General features: G+C 54.9%; 13 protein-coding genes and 4 tRNA genes. 4 read left to right on the top strand and 13 right to left on the bottom strand.

Annotated features, from left to right (window positions below; all coding sequences use genetic code 11):
• Position 1 precedes the first annotated feature (1 nt).
• Both oadA and ACGHAD_RS04965 read right to left on the bottom strand, forming a co-directional pair.
• Entirely contained in the window at positions 2-1,780 is a 1,779-nt protein-coding gene (oadA, locus tag ACGHAD_RS04970) for a sodium-extruding oxaloacetate decarboxylase subunit alpha (RefSeq protein WP_382417163.1), read from the bottom strand.
• A gap of 100 nt (positions 1,781-1,880) precedes the next feature.
• Positions 1,881-2,129 (bottom strand): OadG family protein, encoded by a 249-nt coding sequence (locus ACGHAD_RS04965; protein WP_382417161.1) that lies wholly within the window; start codon positions 2,127-2,129, stop codon positions 1,881-1,883.
• A 296-nt stretch (positions 2,130-2,425) separates the two neighbouring features.
• Between ACGHAD_RS04965 and ACGHAD_RS04960 the strand changes: the two genes are divergently transcribed.
• The gene (locus ACGHAD_RS04960) at positions 2,426-3,412 is read left to right on the top strand and encodes a tRNA dihydrouridine synthase (protein ID WP_382417159.1); all 987 of its coding nucleotides are present in this window, start codon (positions 2,426-2,428) and stop codon (positions 3,410-3,412) included.
• Here ACGHAD_RS04960 and ggt read toward each other — a convergent pair.
• The 6 genes from ggt to ACGHAD_RS04930 all read right to left on the bottom strand — a co-directional run bounded on the left by ggt (position 3,409) and on the right by ACGHAD_RS04930 (position 8,039).
• Positions 3,409-5,094: a gamma-glutamyltransferase gene (ggt, locus tag ACGHAD_RS04955; RefSeq protein WP_382417157.1), complete on the bottom strand. Its 1,686-nt coding sequence runs from the start codon at positions 5,092-5,094 to the stop codon at positions 3,409-3,411. The genes ACGHAD_RS04960 and ggt overlap by 4 nt on opposite strands.
• 492 nt (positions 5,095-5,586) lie before the next feature.
• Positions 5,587-6,987, bottom strand: coding sequence for a DUF5924 family protein (locus ACGHAD_RS04950; RefSeq protein ID WP_382417155.1), 1,401 nt, complete (start codon positions 6,985-6,987; stop codon positions 5,587-5,589).
• Positions 6,988-7,688: 701 nt separating this feature from the next.
• Positions 7,689-7,763, bottom strand: a tRNA-Gly gene (locus ACGHAD_RS04945).
• Between the two features lie 3 nt (positions 7,764-7,766).
• Positions 7,767-7,842: transfer RNA gene (locus ACGHAD_RS04940), tRNA-Glu, on the bottom strand.
• A 45-nt stretch (positions 7,843-7,887) separates the two neighbouring features.
• Positions 7,888-7,962 (bottom strand) — tRNA-Gly (locus ACGHAD_RS04935).
• 1 nt (position 7,963) lies between these two features.
• Positions 7,964-8,039, bottom strand: a tRNA-Glu gene (locus ACGHAD_RS04930).
• Between the two features lie 235 nt (positions 8,040-8,274).
• Between ACGHAD_RS04930 and ACGHAD_RS04925 the strand changes: the two genes are divergently transcribed.
• Positions 8,275-9,036 carry a hypothetical protein gene (locus tag ACGHAD_RS04925; RefSeq protein WP_382413400.1) on the top strand — a complete coding sequence of 254 codons (762 nt, stop codon included), beginning with the start codon at positions 8,275-8,277 and terminating at the stop codon, positions 9,034-9,036.
• Positions 9,037-9,095: 59 nt separating this feature from the next.
• Here the strand turns inward: ACGHAD_RS04925 and msrB are convergent, their stop codons facing one another.
• Positions 9,096-9,488, bottom strand: coding sequence for a peptide-methionine (R)-S-oxide reductase MsrB (gene msrB / locus ACGHAD_RS04920; protein WP_382413402.1), 393 nt, complete (start codon positions 9,486-9,488; stop codon positions 9,096-9,098).
• A gap of 154 nt (positions 9,489-9,642) precedes the next feature.
• Between msrB and ACGHAD_RS04915 the strand changes: the two genes are divergently transcribed.
• Positions 9,643-10,857 carry a pyridoxal phosphate-dependent aminotransferase gene (locus tag ACGHAD_RS04915; protein ID WP_339617537.1) on the top strand — a complete coding sequence of 405 codons (1,215 nt, stop codon included), beginning with the start codon at positions 9,643-9,645 and terminating at the stop codon, positions 10,855-10,857.
• Between the two features lie 11 nt (positions 10,858-10,868).
• Positions 10,869-11,333 carry a hypothetical protein gene (locus tag ACGHAD_RS04910; RefSeq protein ID WP_382413405.1) on the top strand — a complete coding sequence of 155 codons (465 nt, stop codon included), beginning with the start codon at positions 10,869-10,871 and terminating at the stop codon, positions 11,331-11,333.
• Positions 11,334-11,341: 8 nt separating this feature from the next.
• Here the strand turns inward: ACGHAD_RS04910 and ACGHAD_RS04905 are convergent, their stop codons facing one another.
• The 4 genes from ACGHAD_RS04905 to ACGHAD_RS04890 form a co-directional block, all read right to left on the bottom strand.
• Positions 11,342-12,304, bottom strand: coding sequence for a class I SAM-dependent methyltransferase (locus tag ACGHAD_RS04905; RefSeq protein ID WP_382413407.1), 963 nt, complete (start codon positions 12,302-12,304; stop codon positions 11,342-11,344).
• Complete coding sequence (locus ACGHAD_RS04900; protein ID WP_382413409.1) at positions 12,301-13,446, bottom strand: ATP-NAD kinase family protein; 1,146 nt, start codon at positions 13,444-13,446, stop codon at positions 12,301-12,303. Before ACGHAD_RS04900 ends, ACGHAD_RS04905 begins: the two co-directional genes overlap by 4 nt.
• Positions 13,447-13,550: 104 nt before the next feature.
• Positions 13,551-14,687, bottom strand: coding sequence for a 4-phosphoerythronate dehydrogenase (locus ACGHAD_RS04895; RefSeq protein ID WP_382413410.1), 1,137 nt, complete (start codon positions 14,685-14,687; stop codon positions 13,551-13,553).
• 17 nt (positions 14,688-14,704) lie between these two features.
• Positions 14,705-15,598 (bottom strand): 5'-3' exonuclease H3TH domain-containing protein, encoded by an 894-nt coding sequence (locus tag ACGHAD_RS04890; protein WP_382413412.1) that lies wholly within the window; start codon positions 15,596-15,598, stop codon positions 14,705-14,707.
• Between the last annotated feature and the right edge of the window lie 435 nt (positions 15,599-16,033).

The raw sequence follows: 16,033 nt of genomic DNA, 5'->3' as shown, positions 1-16,033 counted from the left end.
ATTAAGCGATACTGAGCAGGCTGTCACCGGCAGTGACGGCATCACCAGCTTTGACGTTAATAGACGCGATGGTACCCGCGCGCGGTGCACTAACCTCAGATTCCATTTTCATGGCCTCTAAGATCAACAAGGTGTCGCCCTCTTCGACCTGCTGCCCCTCTTGCACAGTCAGCTTACAAATGGTTCCGCCCAGCGGCGCCGGAACCGGTTCACCCGCACCTGCCGCCGGAGCAGCCCCGGCCGATGACGCCGCCCCCACAGCGCCAAGCGCGGTGATATCACCGCCACTAGACACTGTTACGGTGTACTCTTTACCGGCCACTTCAACGGTATAAATTTCATCGCCTGCATCGGTTGTCGGGGCACTGCCCTCGTTGCCGGTAGGTACCGGTTCAAAAGCATCTGGGTTGTTGCGGTTTTGCAAGAATTTAAGTCCAACCTGAGGAAACAGCGCATAGGTCAGCACATCGTCAATCTGGCCGTCGCCATCGGTGAGCTCGACGCCCTTACCTTTAGCTTCACTCAGAAGTTCGTCGGTCAGTGTTTGCAGCTCAGGCTTAAGTAAATCCGCCGGGCGGCAGGTGATCGGCTCGCCATCACCTAGCACTCGCTTTTGTAGCTCGGCATTTACTGGCGCAGGGGATGCGCCATACTCGCCTTTTAATACCCCCTCTGTCTCACGGGTAATGGTCTTGTAACGCTCGCCGGACAATATGTTCATCACCGCTTGCGAGCCAACAATTTGCGAGGTAGGTGTTACCAAGGGGATATAGCCTAAATCTTCCCGAACCTTAGGGATTTCACTCAGCACCTCATCGAGCTTATCCGTGGCATTTTGTTCGCGCAGTTGGTTTTCCATATTGGTCAGCATGCCGCCGGGCACTTGTGCCACTAAAATACGCGAGTCAATGCCTTTAAGCGCACCTTCAAATTTAGCGTATTTTTTGCGAACTTCCCGGAAGTAAGCCGCGATGTCTTCGAGCTTGTGAATATCCAAACCGGTATCGCGCTCGGTGCCCTCTAGGCTGGCAACCAAGGTCTCGGTCGGACTGTGCCCATAGGTCATCGACATTGATGAAATGGCGGTATCGACGTTATCAATACCGGCCTCAACACACTTAAGGTTGGTAGCGTGAGCCAAGCCAGTGGTTGCATGGCTTTGCATATGGATTGGGATATCACAGCTTTCTTTTAAACGCTTGACCAACTCATAGCCAACGTAAGGGCGAAGCAAACCGGCCATATCTTTAATGGCGATAGAGTCAGCCCCCATATCCTCGATGCGCTTACCTTGCTCGACCCAGCCCTCCAAGGTGTGCACGGGGCTAATGGTATAGGAAATAGTGCCTTGGGCGTGCTTGCCTTGCTCTTTAACTGCTCTTAACGCGGTTTCGATGTTGCGCATATCGTTCATGGCATCAAACACCCGAAACACATCGACACCATTGTGCGCGGCGCGCTCGACAAACTTCTCAACCACGTCGTCGGCGTAATGGCGGTAGCCCAATAGGTTTTGCCCCCGCAGCAGCATCTGCATTTGGGTTTTCGGCATGGCTTTTTTCAGCTCGCGAATGCGGTGCCAAGGGTCTTCACCCAAGTAACGGATGCAACTGTCAAAGGTGGCGCCGCCCCAGGTTTCTAATGACCAGAAGCCAATTTCATCGAGTTTTGCTGCAATCGGCAACATATCATCGAGTCGCATACGAGTGGCAAACAGTGATTGGTGCGCATCGCGCAAAACCACATCCGTAATACCCAATGGCTTTTTAAGCTCGCTCATGGCGTTTTCTACCCCAAATTATCGTTCGTATCGGCGAATAGCGTTTCGCAGCAATGGTTATAACAGTATTCTTGGTCGCATTATGACGGCGCCAGGTGTATCAACGGCGCGCGCGGTGCAGCGCAATGGCCTTCTCAATAGCGCTTCGTACCGCCGGATCTACCTCAGCAGTGCGCCCCGTCTGTATCGCTGGTCGAGATGGCTCAGCGACTACCGGATCGGGAAAAAAGCGCATGACAAATCGCGACATAATAAGCGTGGCGATAACCAGCAGCGTCAGAAAGACCAACACGGTACCCATACCGTAGATCATTAGATCTATGCCTTGCTGCATCAGTGTATCTTGCATGTAGACTACCCTTTATTAATCGTCGTCCTACGCTTGCAATGGCCGCCAAGCGTCAGTAACAACAAACTTGTGCGGCGCAAACGGCCGTGCATTTTCTCTTATCTTTCAAAAACTTACAAGATGCCGCGCGGCGACGGCGCAAAACTTGCGAGCATTTAACTTAAAAACCAGCAACTTTACCGGAATTTAGCGGCATTTGCCGACTTTTCACGCAAAAGAATTGACCGCCGACAGACGCAGACAAACTGTGTAAACTACGCGCCGTTCAGCGCGCCGCCCAATGACGAGAAGCAACCATGCCCCACCTACAACTCGCCCCCATGGAGGGCGTTGTCGATCATCAAGTACGCGACCTAATGACCCGTATCGGCGGCATCGATGGCTGTGTCACAGAATTTGTGCGGGTTGTCGAGCAGCGCTTACCGCGACGGGTGTTTCATCGCCTTGCGCCCGAGCTTGGCAACAACTGCCTTACGCCAGCGGGCACCCCGGTAAAGCTGCAACTGCTCGGCGGGCAACCTGCCCCTATGGCCGACAACGCCGCGCGGGCGGTTATCGCCGGCGCCAACGCCATCGACCTCAATTTTGGCTGCCCAGCCAAAACCGTTAATAAAAGTGACGGCGGCGCCTGCCTGCTGCGCCAGCCCGAGCGCGTTTACGCCATTATTAAGGCTGTGCGCGATGCGGTACCCAATAGCGTGCCCGTAAGCGCCAAGATTCGTTTAGGGTTTGAGGCTCGCGACAACTACCTTGAAAATGCCCACGCTGTGGCGGATGCTGGCGCTAGCTCGCTGGTGGTGCATGCGCGCTCTAAAGCCGATGGCTACCGGCCGCCGGCTTACTGGGAGTGCATTGGCGAAATCAACCAACAACTCAATATTCCGGTTATCGCCAACGGTGAAATCTGGAGCGTGGAGGATTACCTGCGCTGCCGCGAGCGCTCGGGCTGCGACAACGTCATGCTGGGGCGCGGCCTACTGGCCTGCCCCGACCTCGCGCTGCAGATAAAAGCTCACTTAGCGGGCACAGCGTACACCCCCATGGGCTGGCTGGAGGTCTGTGCCCTGCTGCGCCACTACTTTGATCTGTGCCGTCCCAACTACCCCGACAAGTTCGCCGGCAATCGTATTAAGCAGTGGCTGGTGTATTTGCGCCGGCAGTACTCAGAGGCCGACCAATTTTTTGAGCTCATCAAGCGCGTCCAACAACCCGATATTCTCAACGCCCACTTTGATGCACAGCTGAGCATTCACCCACGGCGTGCCATAGAGCGGTCGGCCTAGTGCCGGTTGCGCTGCTCCAGCCGGGGTTCGGACACCGCCACAAAACCCGCCTTGGTTTTCGCAATGGCCTGGGTTGAGCCATAGGGTCCCAACTCTTTTAAGGTATGCCCCAAACCCTGCAACCCTTCGCGCAACGCTGGCGCAGCGGTTTTCTCCAAATAAAGCGCGTCGGGCCGCCACTGGTGATGGATTCGCGGCGCCGACAACGCCTGGGCCAGCGGCAACTGCAAGTCGATGGTATTGATCAACGCTTGCACCACCTGAGTGATTATAGTCGGCCCGCCGGCAGCGCCCAACGTCATAACCGGCTTGCTATCCTTAAGCAACAGCGTCGGGCTCATGCTCGATAACGGCCGTTTGCCCGGGGCAATACTGTTCGCCTCGCTGCCCACCAACCCGTACACATTAGGCACTCCCGGCTGAGAGGAAAAGTCATCCATCTGATTGTTCAGCACCATACCTGTGCCCGGAACAATTACCTTCGAACCAAAATCGGTATTGACGGTGGTGGTGATCGCCACCCAGTTGCCGGCTTTATCGGCCACCGCAATATGGGTGGTATGCTTATCAAACAAGTTCGTGTCGGCATCGGCCGGCGTGCCATGCTCGAACTCATGGTTGGTTTTATCCAGCGCAATTTTTTGCCAGAGCTTTTGAGCGTATTCGTCACTAATAAGGTTTTTAGGCACGGAGGCAAACGCCGGGTCACCCAACCAAAAAGCGCGATCGGCAAAAGCCAACTTCATCGCCTCAGCGGTCACGTGATAGCGCTGCAACTCAGAGAGTTCAGCAAGATCAAACGACTGCAAAATATTCAGTATCTGCGCCACATGGACACCGCCAGAGCTAGGCGGGCCAAAGCCCAACACTTCGTAACCCCGATAGCTCGAACGCACCGGCGCACGCTTGAGCATGGTGTAGCGTGCAAAATCGCTTTTACGGATTAGCCCCGCATTTGCCTGCATCCACTCACCCACGCGCTCGGCCAACTCTCCCTGATAAAAATAGTCAGCCCCCTTTTTGGCAAGCTGCCGATAAGTTGCCGCCAAATCGCGCTGCAATAATGTATGCCCGGCAGGCCAAGGTTGGCCTTTTTCATCCAATAACACCTTTGCCGTTCCGGCAAAACGCGCCAGCAGATCACGGTTGCGCGCTAGGCGGTCGGCGTAAATTTGGTCAATCGCAAAGCCTTGCTCGGCGAGCGTAATAGCCGGCTGATACACAGCCTCACGCTTTAGAGCACCACCTTTTTTAAGCATATAGTCGTACACCGCCACCGAACCGGGAATACCCGAGGCCAGCGCCCCGGTGCGGCTCAGCTCGCGGTTTAGCTTACCGCCCACCACATACATATCCCGGCTTGCCAACATCGGGGCCGTCTCCCGGCCATCCAGCGCCTCGATGGTGCCATCGGCCCAGTGCACCAACGCAAAACAACCTCCACCAATACCGGAGTTATGGCCATCCACCACCCCCAGCGCCAAAGCGGCGGCAACGGCGGCATCAACCGCGTTACCGCCCTCAGCCAACACCGCCATAGCAGCATCGGTGGCACGCGGCTGGACCGTGGCCACAGCGGCGCGCCCATCGGCTGTGACCTGCGCATAACCTGTCATTACCGCCTCGGCGGCGCTCGAGCAGAGCAGGCAAATTACGGCCATTAGTTGTAATGTTTTACGCATGAAACCTCCAAATTAATTACCGCGCAGCCAATAACCGCCGCCAAGCCCCTCACAATAAAGACTAAACCACAAACAAAAAACCCCCGCATAAATGCGAGGGCTTTGAGCGATTGCACCGCGATGACTAAAACCAGAAGGCGTCTCCACGGCGACCATCCAAGCCTAAATAGGCGCCCATTTTACCGCGGCGAACAACCCGAAAATTCAAAACTGATAAATGCAGGCACTCAATGATACGAAACATAACACAACCTCTGAAAACAACGATTCGCTCAAGTCGCCGATTCCGGCAGAGGCCAGAAGCACTGCGTAAGAGTCGCGCACCAAGCGCCAAGCTCTTTATCAAGGTAACAGTTTCTTGTCAAAAAACAGCAAAACTGCCACTTTCGTTCCCTTTTGACACATTATACCTATTTTCAGGTAACAGTCATGCGCCAATTGCCACCCAAAGCTCAAGGTTCGTTAAGGCGCCGATACTTTGATCAAAGATTCTCAGGGCTCCTCAGCCGTCGCGCGAGACGATGTCGCTCTTGCCGATGATGATGCCCCGGAAGACAACGATGAAGACTCCAACGCGACCGACGAGCGCGAACCGGCTTGCTCGCTCGTGCTAGAGCGAGAGCTAGCAGCCCCGGAACGAATATTATCGGAAGGCGCGGCAGACGAGGTACCTGCCGCGTCCGACGCCACGGTCGACGACTGGGACGACGGAGCGGCCGGCTCAGCACTCGCCACACTACCGTCAGAGAACACCTCTTGCAGCAGCTGTCGCCCCTCTTGTTTTATCACCGTCGTAATGGGCTCGCGGATCGAGGACTCAGGGGAGGTAAAAAATCTAGCGGGGGTTTTTCTAGCTTGCTCAGCTCGCACCTCAGCCTGCGAGGCAACCACCTTAAACCGCAATACCCCTACCACCTGATTCGCCTCAGTCACAACCTCCATACGCCAATTGCCTCGCGGGTAAGGCGGAAACTTCATTTTATGGGACCATGCGCGATAACCGGCTTTGCGGCCGCCATTAATATCCAGCGCGATTTTGTCCACCACCTTGCCGTTCAGACGCCAGACGTGATAAATCCGCTCGTTCAACCCCCGCGGAGCATGAATAGCCGTATAGGCATACAAACCTTGCTGCAGCTGCGCAACACTGACCACCTTTAGCTTATCGGTCGGCACCTTTTTGTCATCGTCAATGCGCGCGGTAATTGCCACCTCCGTCAACCACAGCGTTGCCGGCGGCACCCAAGGGCGAGCGACAACCCCCACCACCGCCGTCACTATCAGCAACGCGGCCGCAAGCGCTGTGCGGCGCCACCAGCCAAAAGAGAAATCACGCACCATATTTAAAAACGACAGCGCCACCGCAATCGCCAGCGACCAAAAATACGACTGCGATGTAGGCAGGTGCACAATAATTGGCAAAGCCGTCAAAAGCACGGCAAACAACGTAAACCCATGAAAAAAGAAATACAGCCAACGCTTGGGTGCCAACCAGCGATAATAGATAGGATCAATAACCGAAATACACGCCGCCAGCATAAGCGCAGCGGTAAAAACCATTTGGCCACTGTTCCAGGCCGTCGTGATAAAAAAGAAGGGGATAACAAAAAACAGGCTTTCTTGGTGCACCATCTGAGTGGCAAATTTCACCACAGGGTCCGGCAGCTCAACCCCAAACCAGTGACTCACCCCGCGCTTTAGCAGGTTTTCCAGCATCAGCAGCACCCAAGCGGCCACCATTAGCAGCGACACCAGCTGGGCAAACCGCTCCTGCTCGCGCTCGACCAAGAAGAAACTGGCCACCCCGGAGATAAAACCCACCAACGCCAACAGGCCCGGATAGCGAGCCGCCAACTTTGCACAAACGATCACGCTCTTTTTTAAAAACTGCAAATTGCCCGCACTCCGAAGTCGCACTGCCGATACCGCAGCGCACACGATTATACCCCATGGCGACCAAAGCTTACGTCTATGTCATCACGGCGCAACACCACACCGTGCAACAGCAACGCCAGAGGCTATAACTCAAAGCCAACAGACACAAAAAAAGCCAACCGAAGCTGACTTTTTTGTTAAATATGGAGCGGGACTAATACGCCGGAGCGTATCAGCACAGCGAATGCTGCCCGCAGGGCGAAGGCCATGGATGGCCTGAGTGCAACGAGGCGCAGCCTCGGTTCCCGTCTACCTAGCGGCACTCGACTAACAGACACAAAAAAAGCCAGCCGAAGCTGACTTTTTTGTTAAATATGGAGCGGGACTAATACGCCGGAGCGTATCAGCACAGCGAATGCTGCCCGCAGGGCAAAGGCCATGGATGGCCTGAGTGCAACGAGGCGCAGCCTCGGTTCCCGCCTACCTAGCGGCACTCGACTAACAGACACAAAAAAAGCCAGCCGAAGCTGACTTTTTTTGTTAAATATGGAGCGGGACTAATACGCCGGAGCGTATCAGCACAGCGAATGCTGCCCGCAGGGCAAAGGCCATGGATGGCCTGAGTGCAACGAGGCGCAGCCTCGGTTCCCGCCTACCTAGCGGCACTCGACTAACAGACACAAAAAAAGCCAGCCGAAGCTGACTTTTTTTGTTAAATATGGAGCGGGAAACGAGGCTCGAACTCGCGACCCCAACCTTGGCAAGGTTGTGCTCTACCACTGAGCTATTCCCGCAAATGGCGTCCCCAAGGGGAGTCGAACCCCTGTTACCGCCGTGAAAGGGCGGTGTCCTAGGCCTCTAGACGATGGGGACCCAGTATCTTTTAGCGTTGATGCTATATTCCCCCAAAAGGGGAAATGGAGCGGGAAACGAGGCTCGAACTCGCGACCCCAACCTTGGCAAGGTTGTGCTCTACCACTGAGCTATTCCCGCATGGCGTCCCCAAGGGGAGTCGAACCCCTGTTACCGCCGTGAAAGGGCGGTGTCCTAGGCCTCTAGACGATGGGGACATGCGTCTTCGCTAAAAGAGGGGCGCATTCTATGTAGAGCTTGGGTCGCTGTCAACTGTTTAGAGCGGCTTTTTTTTAATGAGGCGAAACAACAACTTAGAGCAGCCAAAAAGCTGAGCATAAAGCGATCAAATAGGCAGCCAAAGAGCAGAAAATGCTATACTGTGTGCCAATCGCCCAAATGGCCCGGGCGCATCTAGCAACAAGGAGACTCAAGCCACACACAGGTAAGCCTATGTCGTCCATTTATATAATAATCGCCCTTGTTGCACTGCTTACGGTTTTGGTGTGTTACGCCTTTATCAGCCAGCAGCTGGCCAAAAAGCGTAAACAGCGTCTGCGCTTAATGAATGCTCTCAAGCAGCGCCTCGAATTATTCAAACAGATTTCCAGCGGCATGCCCGCCGGATACCTACCGGCCGACCTTAATGCGCTGGTCTATCAAGTACTTATTAACACCCTTGAGCAACTAGCCAAGCTCGCCCCTAAAGATAACTACAGCGCCGAAGCCGCCGAATACCAAAAACAATTTAAGGCCAGCAAAGAAAGCGCCGATCAGACACGTTTAAAGGCCGAGCAAACCGCACAGGTGCAACCGTTATTAAAAGAGCTGGCTCGCTATGTTGGCTCGCAAGCCGAAAGCGGCCGACTAACCAAAACCCAGTCCAACCGACTACTGGGCTTGTGCCGCCGGCTGCTCCTGCAAACCACCATTGAGGGCTACGTGCACCAAGCTAAACAGGCGCGCAGCGAAAATAAGCTACGCCTTGCCATCCACCACTACACCACCGCTCGCAAGCTGCTGCTAAAAGAGGCGGGGCAACAAGATGTCACCAAACAAGTCGCACAGCTCAGTGCCGTTATTGCTAAGTTAGAGCAAGAAAACGCCGCGCAAAGCGGACCCACAGCGACGGCAAGTGATGAGGCGGCAGCAAGCAAAGAGTGGGAAGAGCTTGAAGATGAAGGCGATTGGAAAAAGAAACAGGTATACGACTAAAGTACGCTCGTTTTAATCGCGGGGAATAATCACCCGCGACAACTCCTGCTCGCTCTACTTTATTTATCCAATTTAATAGACGCCGAATTAATGCAATAACGCAGCCCCGTTGGTGCCGGCCCATCGGGAAACACATGCCCTAAATGGCTACCGCAGTTATGACACACCACCTCGGTGCGGCGCATGCCATGGCTACTGTCAAACTCCTCGTCAATGGCGCCTTTATCGGCTGGGGCAGAAAAGCTCGGCCAGCCACAACCGGCATCAAACTTAGTCTCCGACTCAAACAGCAGCGCGCCACAACCTCGGCAGTGATAAGTCCCGTCGGCAAATACATCCCAATATTCACCAGTAAAAGGCGCCTCTGTGCCCTTTTCGCGACACACATGATATTGCTCGGGCGTTAAGGTTTCACGCCAGTATTGCTCGGTAAATTTAGAATCTTCAGACACAGTAAACTCCTTAGAGACCTCTGAGCAAAACCACCTCACAGGCGAACCTTGCAAAACATTAACCTATTATTCTGCGGCGCCCTTGACAGGCAGGGCCGCCAGACCGGATCATTGATGATCGGCACACAGAAAGACTTAAGGCATCTTAACGCAAATGGATACGATTCAAAAATCTGCCAAACTCAATGGCGTTTGCTACGATATTCGCGGCCCGGTACTCGAACACGCTTACCGCCTCGAGGAAGAAGGCCATCGCATCATGAAACTCAACATCGGCAACCCGGCGTCGTTTGGCTTTGCCGCACCCGATGAGATTATTCAGGATGTGATTTACAACCTACCTAACGCCGAAGGCTACGTTGCCTCGCGCGGTCTGTTTGCCGCCCGCAAAGCCATTATGCAAGAGTGCCAAAAACTGCGTGTGCCTAACGTCGACATTGATGATATTTATCTTGGTAACGGCGTCAGCGAGCTAATCGTTATGTCCATGCAGGCGCTGCTGAACAATGGCGACGAAATGCTAATACCCGCGCCCGATTACCCGCTTTGGACCGCGGCGGTCAACCTCGCCGGCGGCAAAGCCGTGCACTATATGTGTGACGAACAGTCCGACTGGTACCCGGATATCGAGGATATTAAAGCAAAAATTACCGACAAAACCCGCGGCATTGTGGTGATCAACCCCAACAACCCAACGGGCGCGGTATACAGCCAAGCTCTGCTCGAGCAGATTGTGGCGCTAGCCGAAGAAAAAGGCCTGATTATTTTTGCCGATGAGATCTACAGCAAAATTCTTTACGATGACACCGACTTTGTCCCTTTAGGCCGGTTAGTTACAGATACCCTTTGCATTAGCTTTAACGGCCTGTCTAAATCCTACCGCCTAGCCGGCTTTCGCTCTGGCTGGATGATCGTCAGTGGTGCCAAACACAAAGCTAAAAATTATCTAGAAGGCATCGAGATGCTCGCATCGATGCGCCTGTGTGCCAACGTGCCCGCAATGTTTGCGGTGCAGACAGCGCTGGGCGGCTACCAGAGCATTAACGAGCTTATCTTGCCCGGCGGCCGACTGCACGATCAGCGCGACGCGGCGTTAACCGCCCTTAATGACATTCCCGGCATCAGCTGTGTCAAACCCAAAGGCGCGCTCTACCTGTTTCCTAAAATTGATCTCGACCTGCACAAAATCAAAGACGATCAGCAAATGGTGTTGGACTTTTTGATTCAGGAAAAGGTGTTGCTGGTTCAAGGTACCGCGTTTAATTGGCCCGAGCGCGACCATCTGCGGATTGTATTTTTACCCCGCGAGGACGAACTCACCCGTGCCATAGAGCGCTTTGGCCACTTTATTCAACGCTACCGCCAGTAGCTATAGCGCTTATGGCTGACATCCACATTACCGACTTTTATCGCGATGCCGCGAAAGCACTGAACCAAATTTACAATAGCTTTCCGCGCTTAGTGACAATGTTTGTTGAAGATATCTCGGGGCCAGACACCCCCGATGAATTTGGCCTGCACAGCCCCCGGCACCAAGCGTGCTTTGCCACGCTTTTATGGCTCGCCGCCGAGGGCTACATCCGCTACCAAGACACTATTCGCCAAGAGGCAATAGACCAAGTAACGCTTACTCACAAGGGCTTTACCCTGCTCAGCGCGCAACTGAGTTGCCGCTCGGCCCCGGATAAAAAGCTAACCCATATTAGTAAGCAGCTCGACGGCGAAGAGCAAGCTAGCGCCCCGGTGGGAGACTTTAGCCCTGCCATTGATTTACTGCGCGCCGCGTTAACAACCCGCGCCTCTAGCGCCGTCGATACCATCATGCAAATTTTACTTAATCGTTAAGCGGACCCTTATGGCGCCGCTGCACTCGCCCCGGCAAACTCAAAGTGCAACAGCTTAAGCCGCTGCTCTGGATTAATATCCGGAAACTCCGGCGCACTGGGGAGCCGCTCGATAAATCTCGCCGCGGGACAGTTTTCGGCAAAACACTGATGCAAAAAATCGCTCGCCAGCTCCGGTGCATTTAAACAGGCCAGCACATCGCCACCATCAGGCATCAACTCCGGCAAACGTCGAACCAACTTAACGTAATCTTTGCTGGCGACAAAACTGCCGCGCTGAAAACTCGGCGGATCAAAAATCACAATATCGTAGGGACCCTGCCGACGAATGCGGCTCCAGGATTTTAAAATTTGCTCCGGCAAAAACGCGCTGCGCTGCTTATCAAGACCGTTTAAGTGGTGATTCGCCCGCCCCTGCCCCAGCGCTTTTTTACTCATATCCACATTCACCACCCGCTCGGCACCAGCGGCTACCGCCACCACCGAAAAAGCGCAGGTATAGGCAAACAGGTTCAACACCCGCTTGCCTGACGCTTTAGACTCTAGCCATTGCCGGCCGGGCTCCATATCCAAAAAATAACCAACGTTTTGCTGGGTGAGCGGGTTGAGCCAAAAGCGCAGCGGGCCACGGGCGGCCAACCAGCGCTCGGGCACCTCGCCCACCACAACCTCCGAGGGCGCCCCTTGCCAATAACGCCGCTGCACTACCACAGCCCAATTGGCGGCAACCGCTATTGCGGTTATCTCGGGGATGCACTCTGCCAGCCAACCCTCTGGTGGCTCGGCAAACAAAGTGACCAGCACCACTGGCTGAAAAAAATCGATACAGACAAACTCCAACCCCGGATAACACTGGCCACGGCCGTGGAATAACCGACGACTATCGAGTGTTTGCTCAGGCGCGCAGCGAGCCTCGTCAGCCAGTGCGCGCAGCGGTTGTAAATCAATGGTTAAAGCGGTTGAGGTAGTCACAGTGCAGTCTCATTAATCGCGGTATTGCCCACGGGGTATAAAATTTGTTGTTGGTAGCCGGTAATGACCGGAAAAAAGCCCGCCAATTGTCGATCTAGCGCCGGGTCATTGGTATCAAGTTGCAACGGCCGGCCGTTAAGCATCTGTAGCTTTTCGGTGGTAGCGATCAGCATAATGCCGTCTCGACCCACCTGGGCAATAATGTCTGGCGCAAGCTGTTGATTGCCGCGCCCAAAGATATGCCCCTGCCCTCCGATGGCGGTAACGACAATACGCACCGGGCCCTGGTGCGCCCCCATAATGCGACGAATAGTGTCGGCGGTTACATCGCTGGCAATTAACTCCCCGCCGCGCAGTACATCTACCCCCAGCAAGGTGCCCACTAAACCTAGCTGCTCCAGTAACACCTTAGTGGTAGAGCCTGGGCCCACCAAGTACAAAACGTCGTCGTCCAGCTGCTCAATGACGCTCGCCGCCACATCAAGCTGCTGCAACTCATCCACCGCTGCCCCGGCATTTTTTACCTCTTGCAGCCACTGGGGCTCTTCTGGCACCAGCAGCTCACTATAATGTTTGGCCCGCACCATCCCTGCGCGAAAAGCTTGCTCGTCAATGTCACGCACCTCGCGCTCTACCAAGGGCGCCCACTGACGCTGAGCCAAACGCTGCAGGATATACCCGGCCGCCTCGGGGGTATTGGCGTAAACGCCCGAGTGGATTTTGACCCCTGCGGGCACACCCACCACCGGCACCGCAAGCCCAATGGCATCGGCAATATTACGCGCCGTGCCGTCGCCACCGGCAAAGGCGATAACATCAACACCGGCGCTCAGTAATCGCACGGCCGCTTGCTGAGTATCTGAGTCATCGCTTTGCACGGCCGCCGGTGCACCCAGCGACGCAAATGGCAAACCCAGCGCTCGCGCGGTGTCGCCTCCCATGGCGCCGTCAAATCCAAACAACTGTACCGGCGCCTGCGCATGGGCAATAGCCGCCAGCGCCCGCGCCATACGCTCAGCCGCCCGCAAGGGTGCGCCACGCGCTAGCGCGAGTGTGCGGGTGTCCCGCCCATCACTGCCCTTTAAAGCGACGCTACCGCCGATTCCGGCGTAGGGGTTAATAATGATTCCCAGCTTAAGCACTTGTCACCAAATCGTCATGTTGCATTGTTAGGCTGCGCCACAAGACATCTTTGGGCTGCCGCAGCCCGTGTCTTTGTCAGTCAAACCTTTTGGTTTATTCGGATTTACTTAACGGTAAAGCCCAGCGCCGCTAGCGTCTCTGCCAGCGGCGTATTTTTATCTAGCCCAGTCACTTGGTAGTTACCAAACTCGCGCCGCACCGGGTAGTTTTTACGCAACCGATCAAACCCTTGCGACAGCGCCTCGCCCTGCGCGCCCGCCTCGGACGCCACCTGCCGCAAACGTTGATCATCGGCGGCAATGTCGTAAACGGTGGCGATTACCTCGCGCAAGGCCTGCCAGTCGTCAACCCCAACCGGGGCCGGCACCTGATTGTCAGCGACGGCTGGGACGACATCGGCCAGCCTAGTGCTAGGCGCGAGCTCAAACTGCTGACAAAATGCCTCATAGATCATGGCTGTGCCTTTTAGCTTGCCATCAAAACTGTAACCGGCAATATGCGGCGAGCCCAACACCACCCGCTCAAGCAACTGCAGATCAATATTGGGCTCCCACTCCCACACATCCAACACCACTTGCAGGTCATTGCGATTTTGCATCACTTGCAGCAGGGCTTTGTTATCAATGACCGCGCCACGACCACAGTTAAGCAAAACGCCCCCTGGCGCCAACTGCAGCAATTGCTCTTTGGCCAACAAATGACGACTCGGGTGCGGCCCGACGGTGGTTAGCGGCGTGTGCAGGCTCACGATATCGCACTGTAATACATCCTCAAGCTCACACAGGTCGGGGTTTTGCTCAATACTTAAGAGCGGGTCATAGCAGCGGCAACTGACGCCCTGCGCCGTAAGCGCCCGATGCAGAGCCCCACCGACGTTGCCGCAACCGATAATGCCAACGGTTTTATCGCGCCAGTCGATATTTAAGTGCGCCAACGCGGCGTACACATACTCCACCACCGAATTGGCGTTACAACCGGGCGCATTGGTATAGGCAATACTCTGGTGGTCGAGCCAGCGCTGATCGAGGTGGTCCATCCCGATGGTGCAGGTGCCAACAAACTTAACGGGACTACCCGCCAGTAACGCCTCATTCACTGGCGTTACTGAGCGCACTAAAAGCGCATCGGCGTCGGCGACATCCGCGGCGCTCATCTGTCGCCCCGGCAAGCGCACGATCTCGCCATGGGCGCTAAAGAAGTCCTCCGCCAGCGGAATATTTTCATCGATCACTATTTTCATGCTTAGGTAAATCCTGTTCAGGTCAGTTTACGCGCCCGCTTCGCAAGCGCGTCAGTCCAGCCCATGGCGCGACTAAACTCAGTAAATGCGGCAATATCCACCGGGGCGCGCTGCAATTGCGCAGGCTTTTGCAGCAGCGGAATATCGCAGATAATCGTCGCCAACTGCTGCGCCAGCTGTATTTGCTCGCGCGCGGCAAGCAGCTTAGCCGCCAGAGTGCGGGCGCCGCGCACCGGCACGTGGGCCACCTCGTCCAGGCGCTGAAATAGCGCCGAGATCGAGCCAAAATAGCGCAGCAACCCTATGGCTGTTTTAGCGCCAACGCCGGGTACACCGGGAATGTCGTCCCCGGCATCGCCGACCAGCGCGAGGTAATCCACGATTTGCCCCGGAGCCACGCCATACTTAGCTTTAATGTCGTCATGCTGGTAACGCACATCGGCGCTAAAATCCCACAAACAATCTTGCTCGCGCTTCAGCAGTTGGGCCAAATCTTTATCACGGCTCAATATCGCAATCGGTGCAGGCTCGGCACAGCAGCTAGCGTATAAGCTGCCAATTAAATCGTCGGCCTCATAGCGCTGGCTGGCAAACGTGGCCAACCCCAACAGTTGCGTTACTTGCGCACAGGCTTTTAGCTGAAATGCCAAGGCCGCATCGGGTAAAGCCCGGGAGCTTTTATACAGTGGGTACAGCTGGTGACGAAAACCCGTTTCCAGACTCTCATCGAAGCACACCGCCAGCCGCTGGGGCCGGTGGCGCTCCAAAAGCTGGAGTAAGAATCCGGTAAAACCATAGACGGCATCGGTTCCATAGGCTTCTGGCTCACTAAAGCGGCGCTCGGGCAGCGAAAAATAGTAGCGGAAGATATAAATAGAAGCATCGATAAGACATACAGCAGAAGCCGTCAACGCTGAAACCTCGCAACGCGGCCACTAACCAGAGCCTCAGCAGTGAAACCACCCCGCAGGCAGCAAACAGCCTTTAGCAAACCCAAAACCTTAAATACACACATAGCCAACACATCGTATTAGACACGCCACCAAAAAAGCACTCGAGAATAAAAATGCAAAAACCTACAAAAACGCCAGCGCTACACGTCATTTGTACAGATTTAAACCGTGAGCCGGCCTTTCCTATCGACTTTAACAGCGCTTCAAACGGCGATATTAAGCGTGGGGAATATACAACATTAAGCAGGACACAGCACTAAAGCGGCAATCGCCGCGCAACCCGCTACAATTTATATTCTACCATCTCGCCATTAAGCGCCGCGCATAGACATTGAGGCAAGCTTAAAAAAACAAAATTGGTTAACCAATCACCCAAAAACATACTGGCACAGC

Source organism: Gilvimarinus japonicus (assembly GCF_042847215.1).
GTDB classification, from domain to species: domain Bacteria; phylum Pseudomonadota; class Gammaproteobacteria; order Pseudomonadales; family Cellvibrionaceae; genus Gilvimarinus; species Gilvimarinus japonicus.
Note: the sequence above shows the minus strand (reverse complement) of the source record. Positions and strands in the feature narration are given on the sequence as shown.

What these genes read in the sequence shown, in the direction of transcription:
- oadA (WP_382417163.1), bottom strand. Translation starts at nt 1,780, where the DNA reads ATGAGCGAGCTTAAAAAGCCATTGGGTATTACGGATGTGGTTTTGCGC.
- ACGHAD_RS04965 (WP_382417161.1), bottom strand. Translation starts at nt 2,129, where the DNA reads ATGCAAGATACACTGATGCAGCAAGGCATAGATCTAATGATCTACGGT.
- ACGHAD_RS04960 (WP_382417159.1), top strand. Translation starts at nt 2,426, where the DNA reads ATGCCCCACCTACAACTCGCCCCCATGGAGGGCGTTGTCGATCATCAA.
- ggt (WP_382417157.1), bottom strand. Translation starts at nt 5,094, where the DNA reads ATGCGTAAAACATTACAACTAATGGCCGTAATTTGCCTGCTCTGCTCG.
- ACGHAD_RS04925 (WP_382413400.1), top strand. Translation starts at nt 8,275, where the DNA reads ATGTCGTCCATTTATATAATAATCGCCCTTGTTGCACTGCTTACGGTT.
- ACGHAD_RS04915 (WP_339617537.1), top strand. Translation starts at nt 9,643, where the DNA reads ATGGATACGATTCAAAAATCTGCCAAACTCAATGGCGTTTGCTACGAT.
- ACGHAD_RS04910 (WP_382413405.1), top strand. Translation starts at nt 10,869, where the DNA reads ATGGCTGACATCCACATTACCGACTTTTATCGCGATGCCGCGAAAGCA.
- ACGHAD_RS04895 (WP_382413410.1), bottom strand. Translation starts at nt 14,687, where the DNA reads ATGAAAATAGTGATCGATGAAAATATTCCGCTGGCGGAGGACTTCTTT.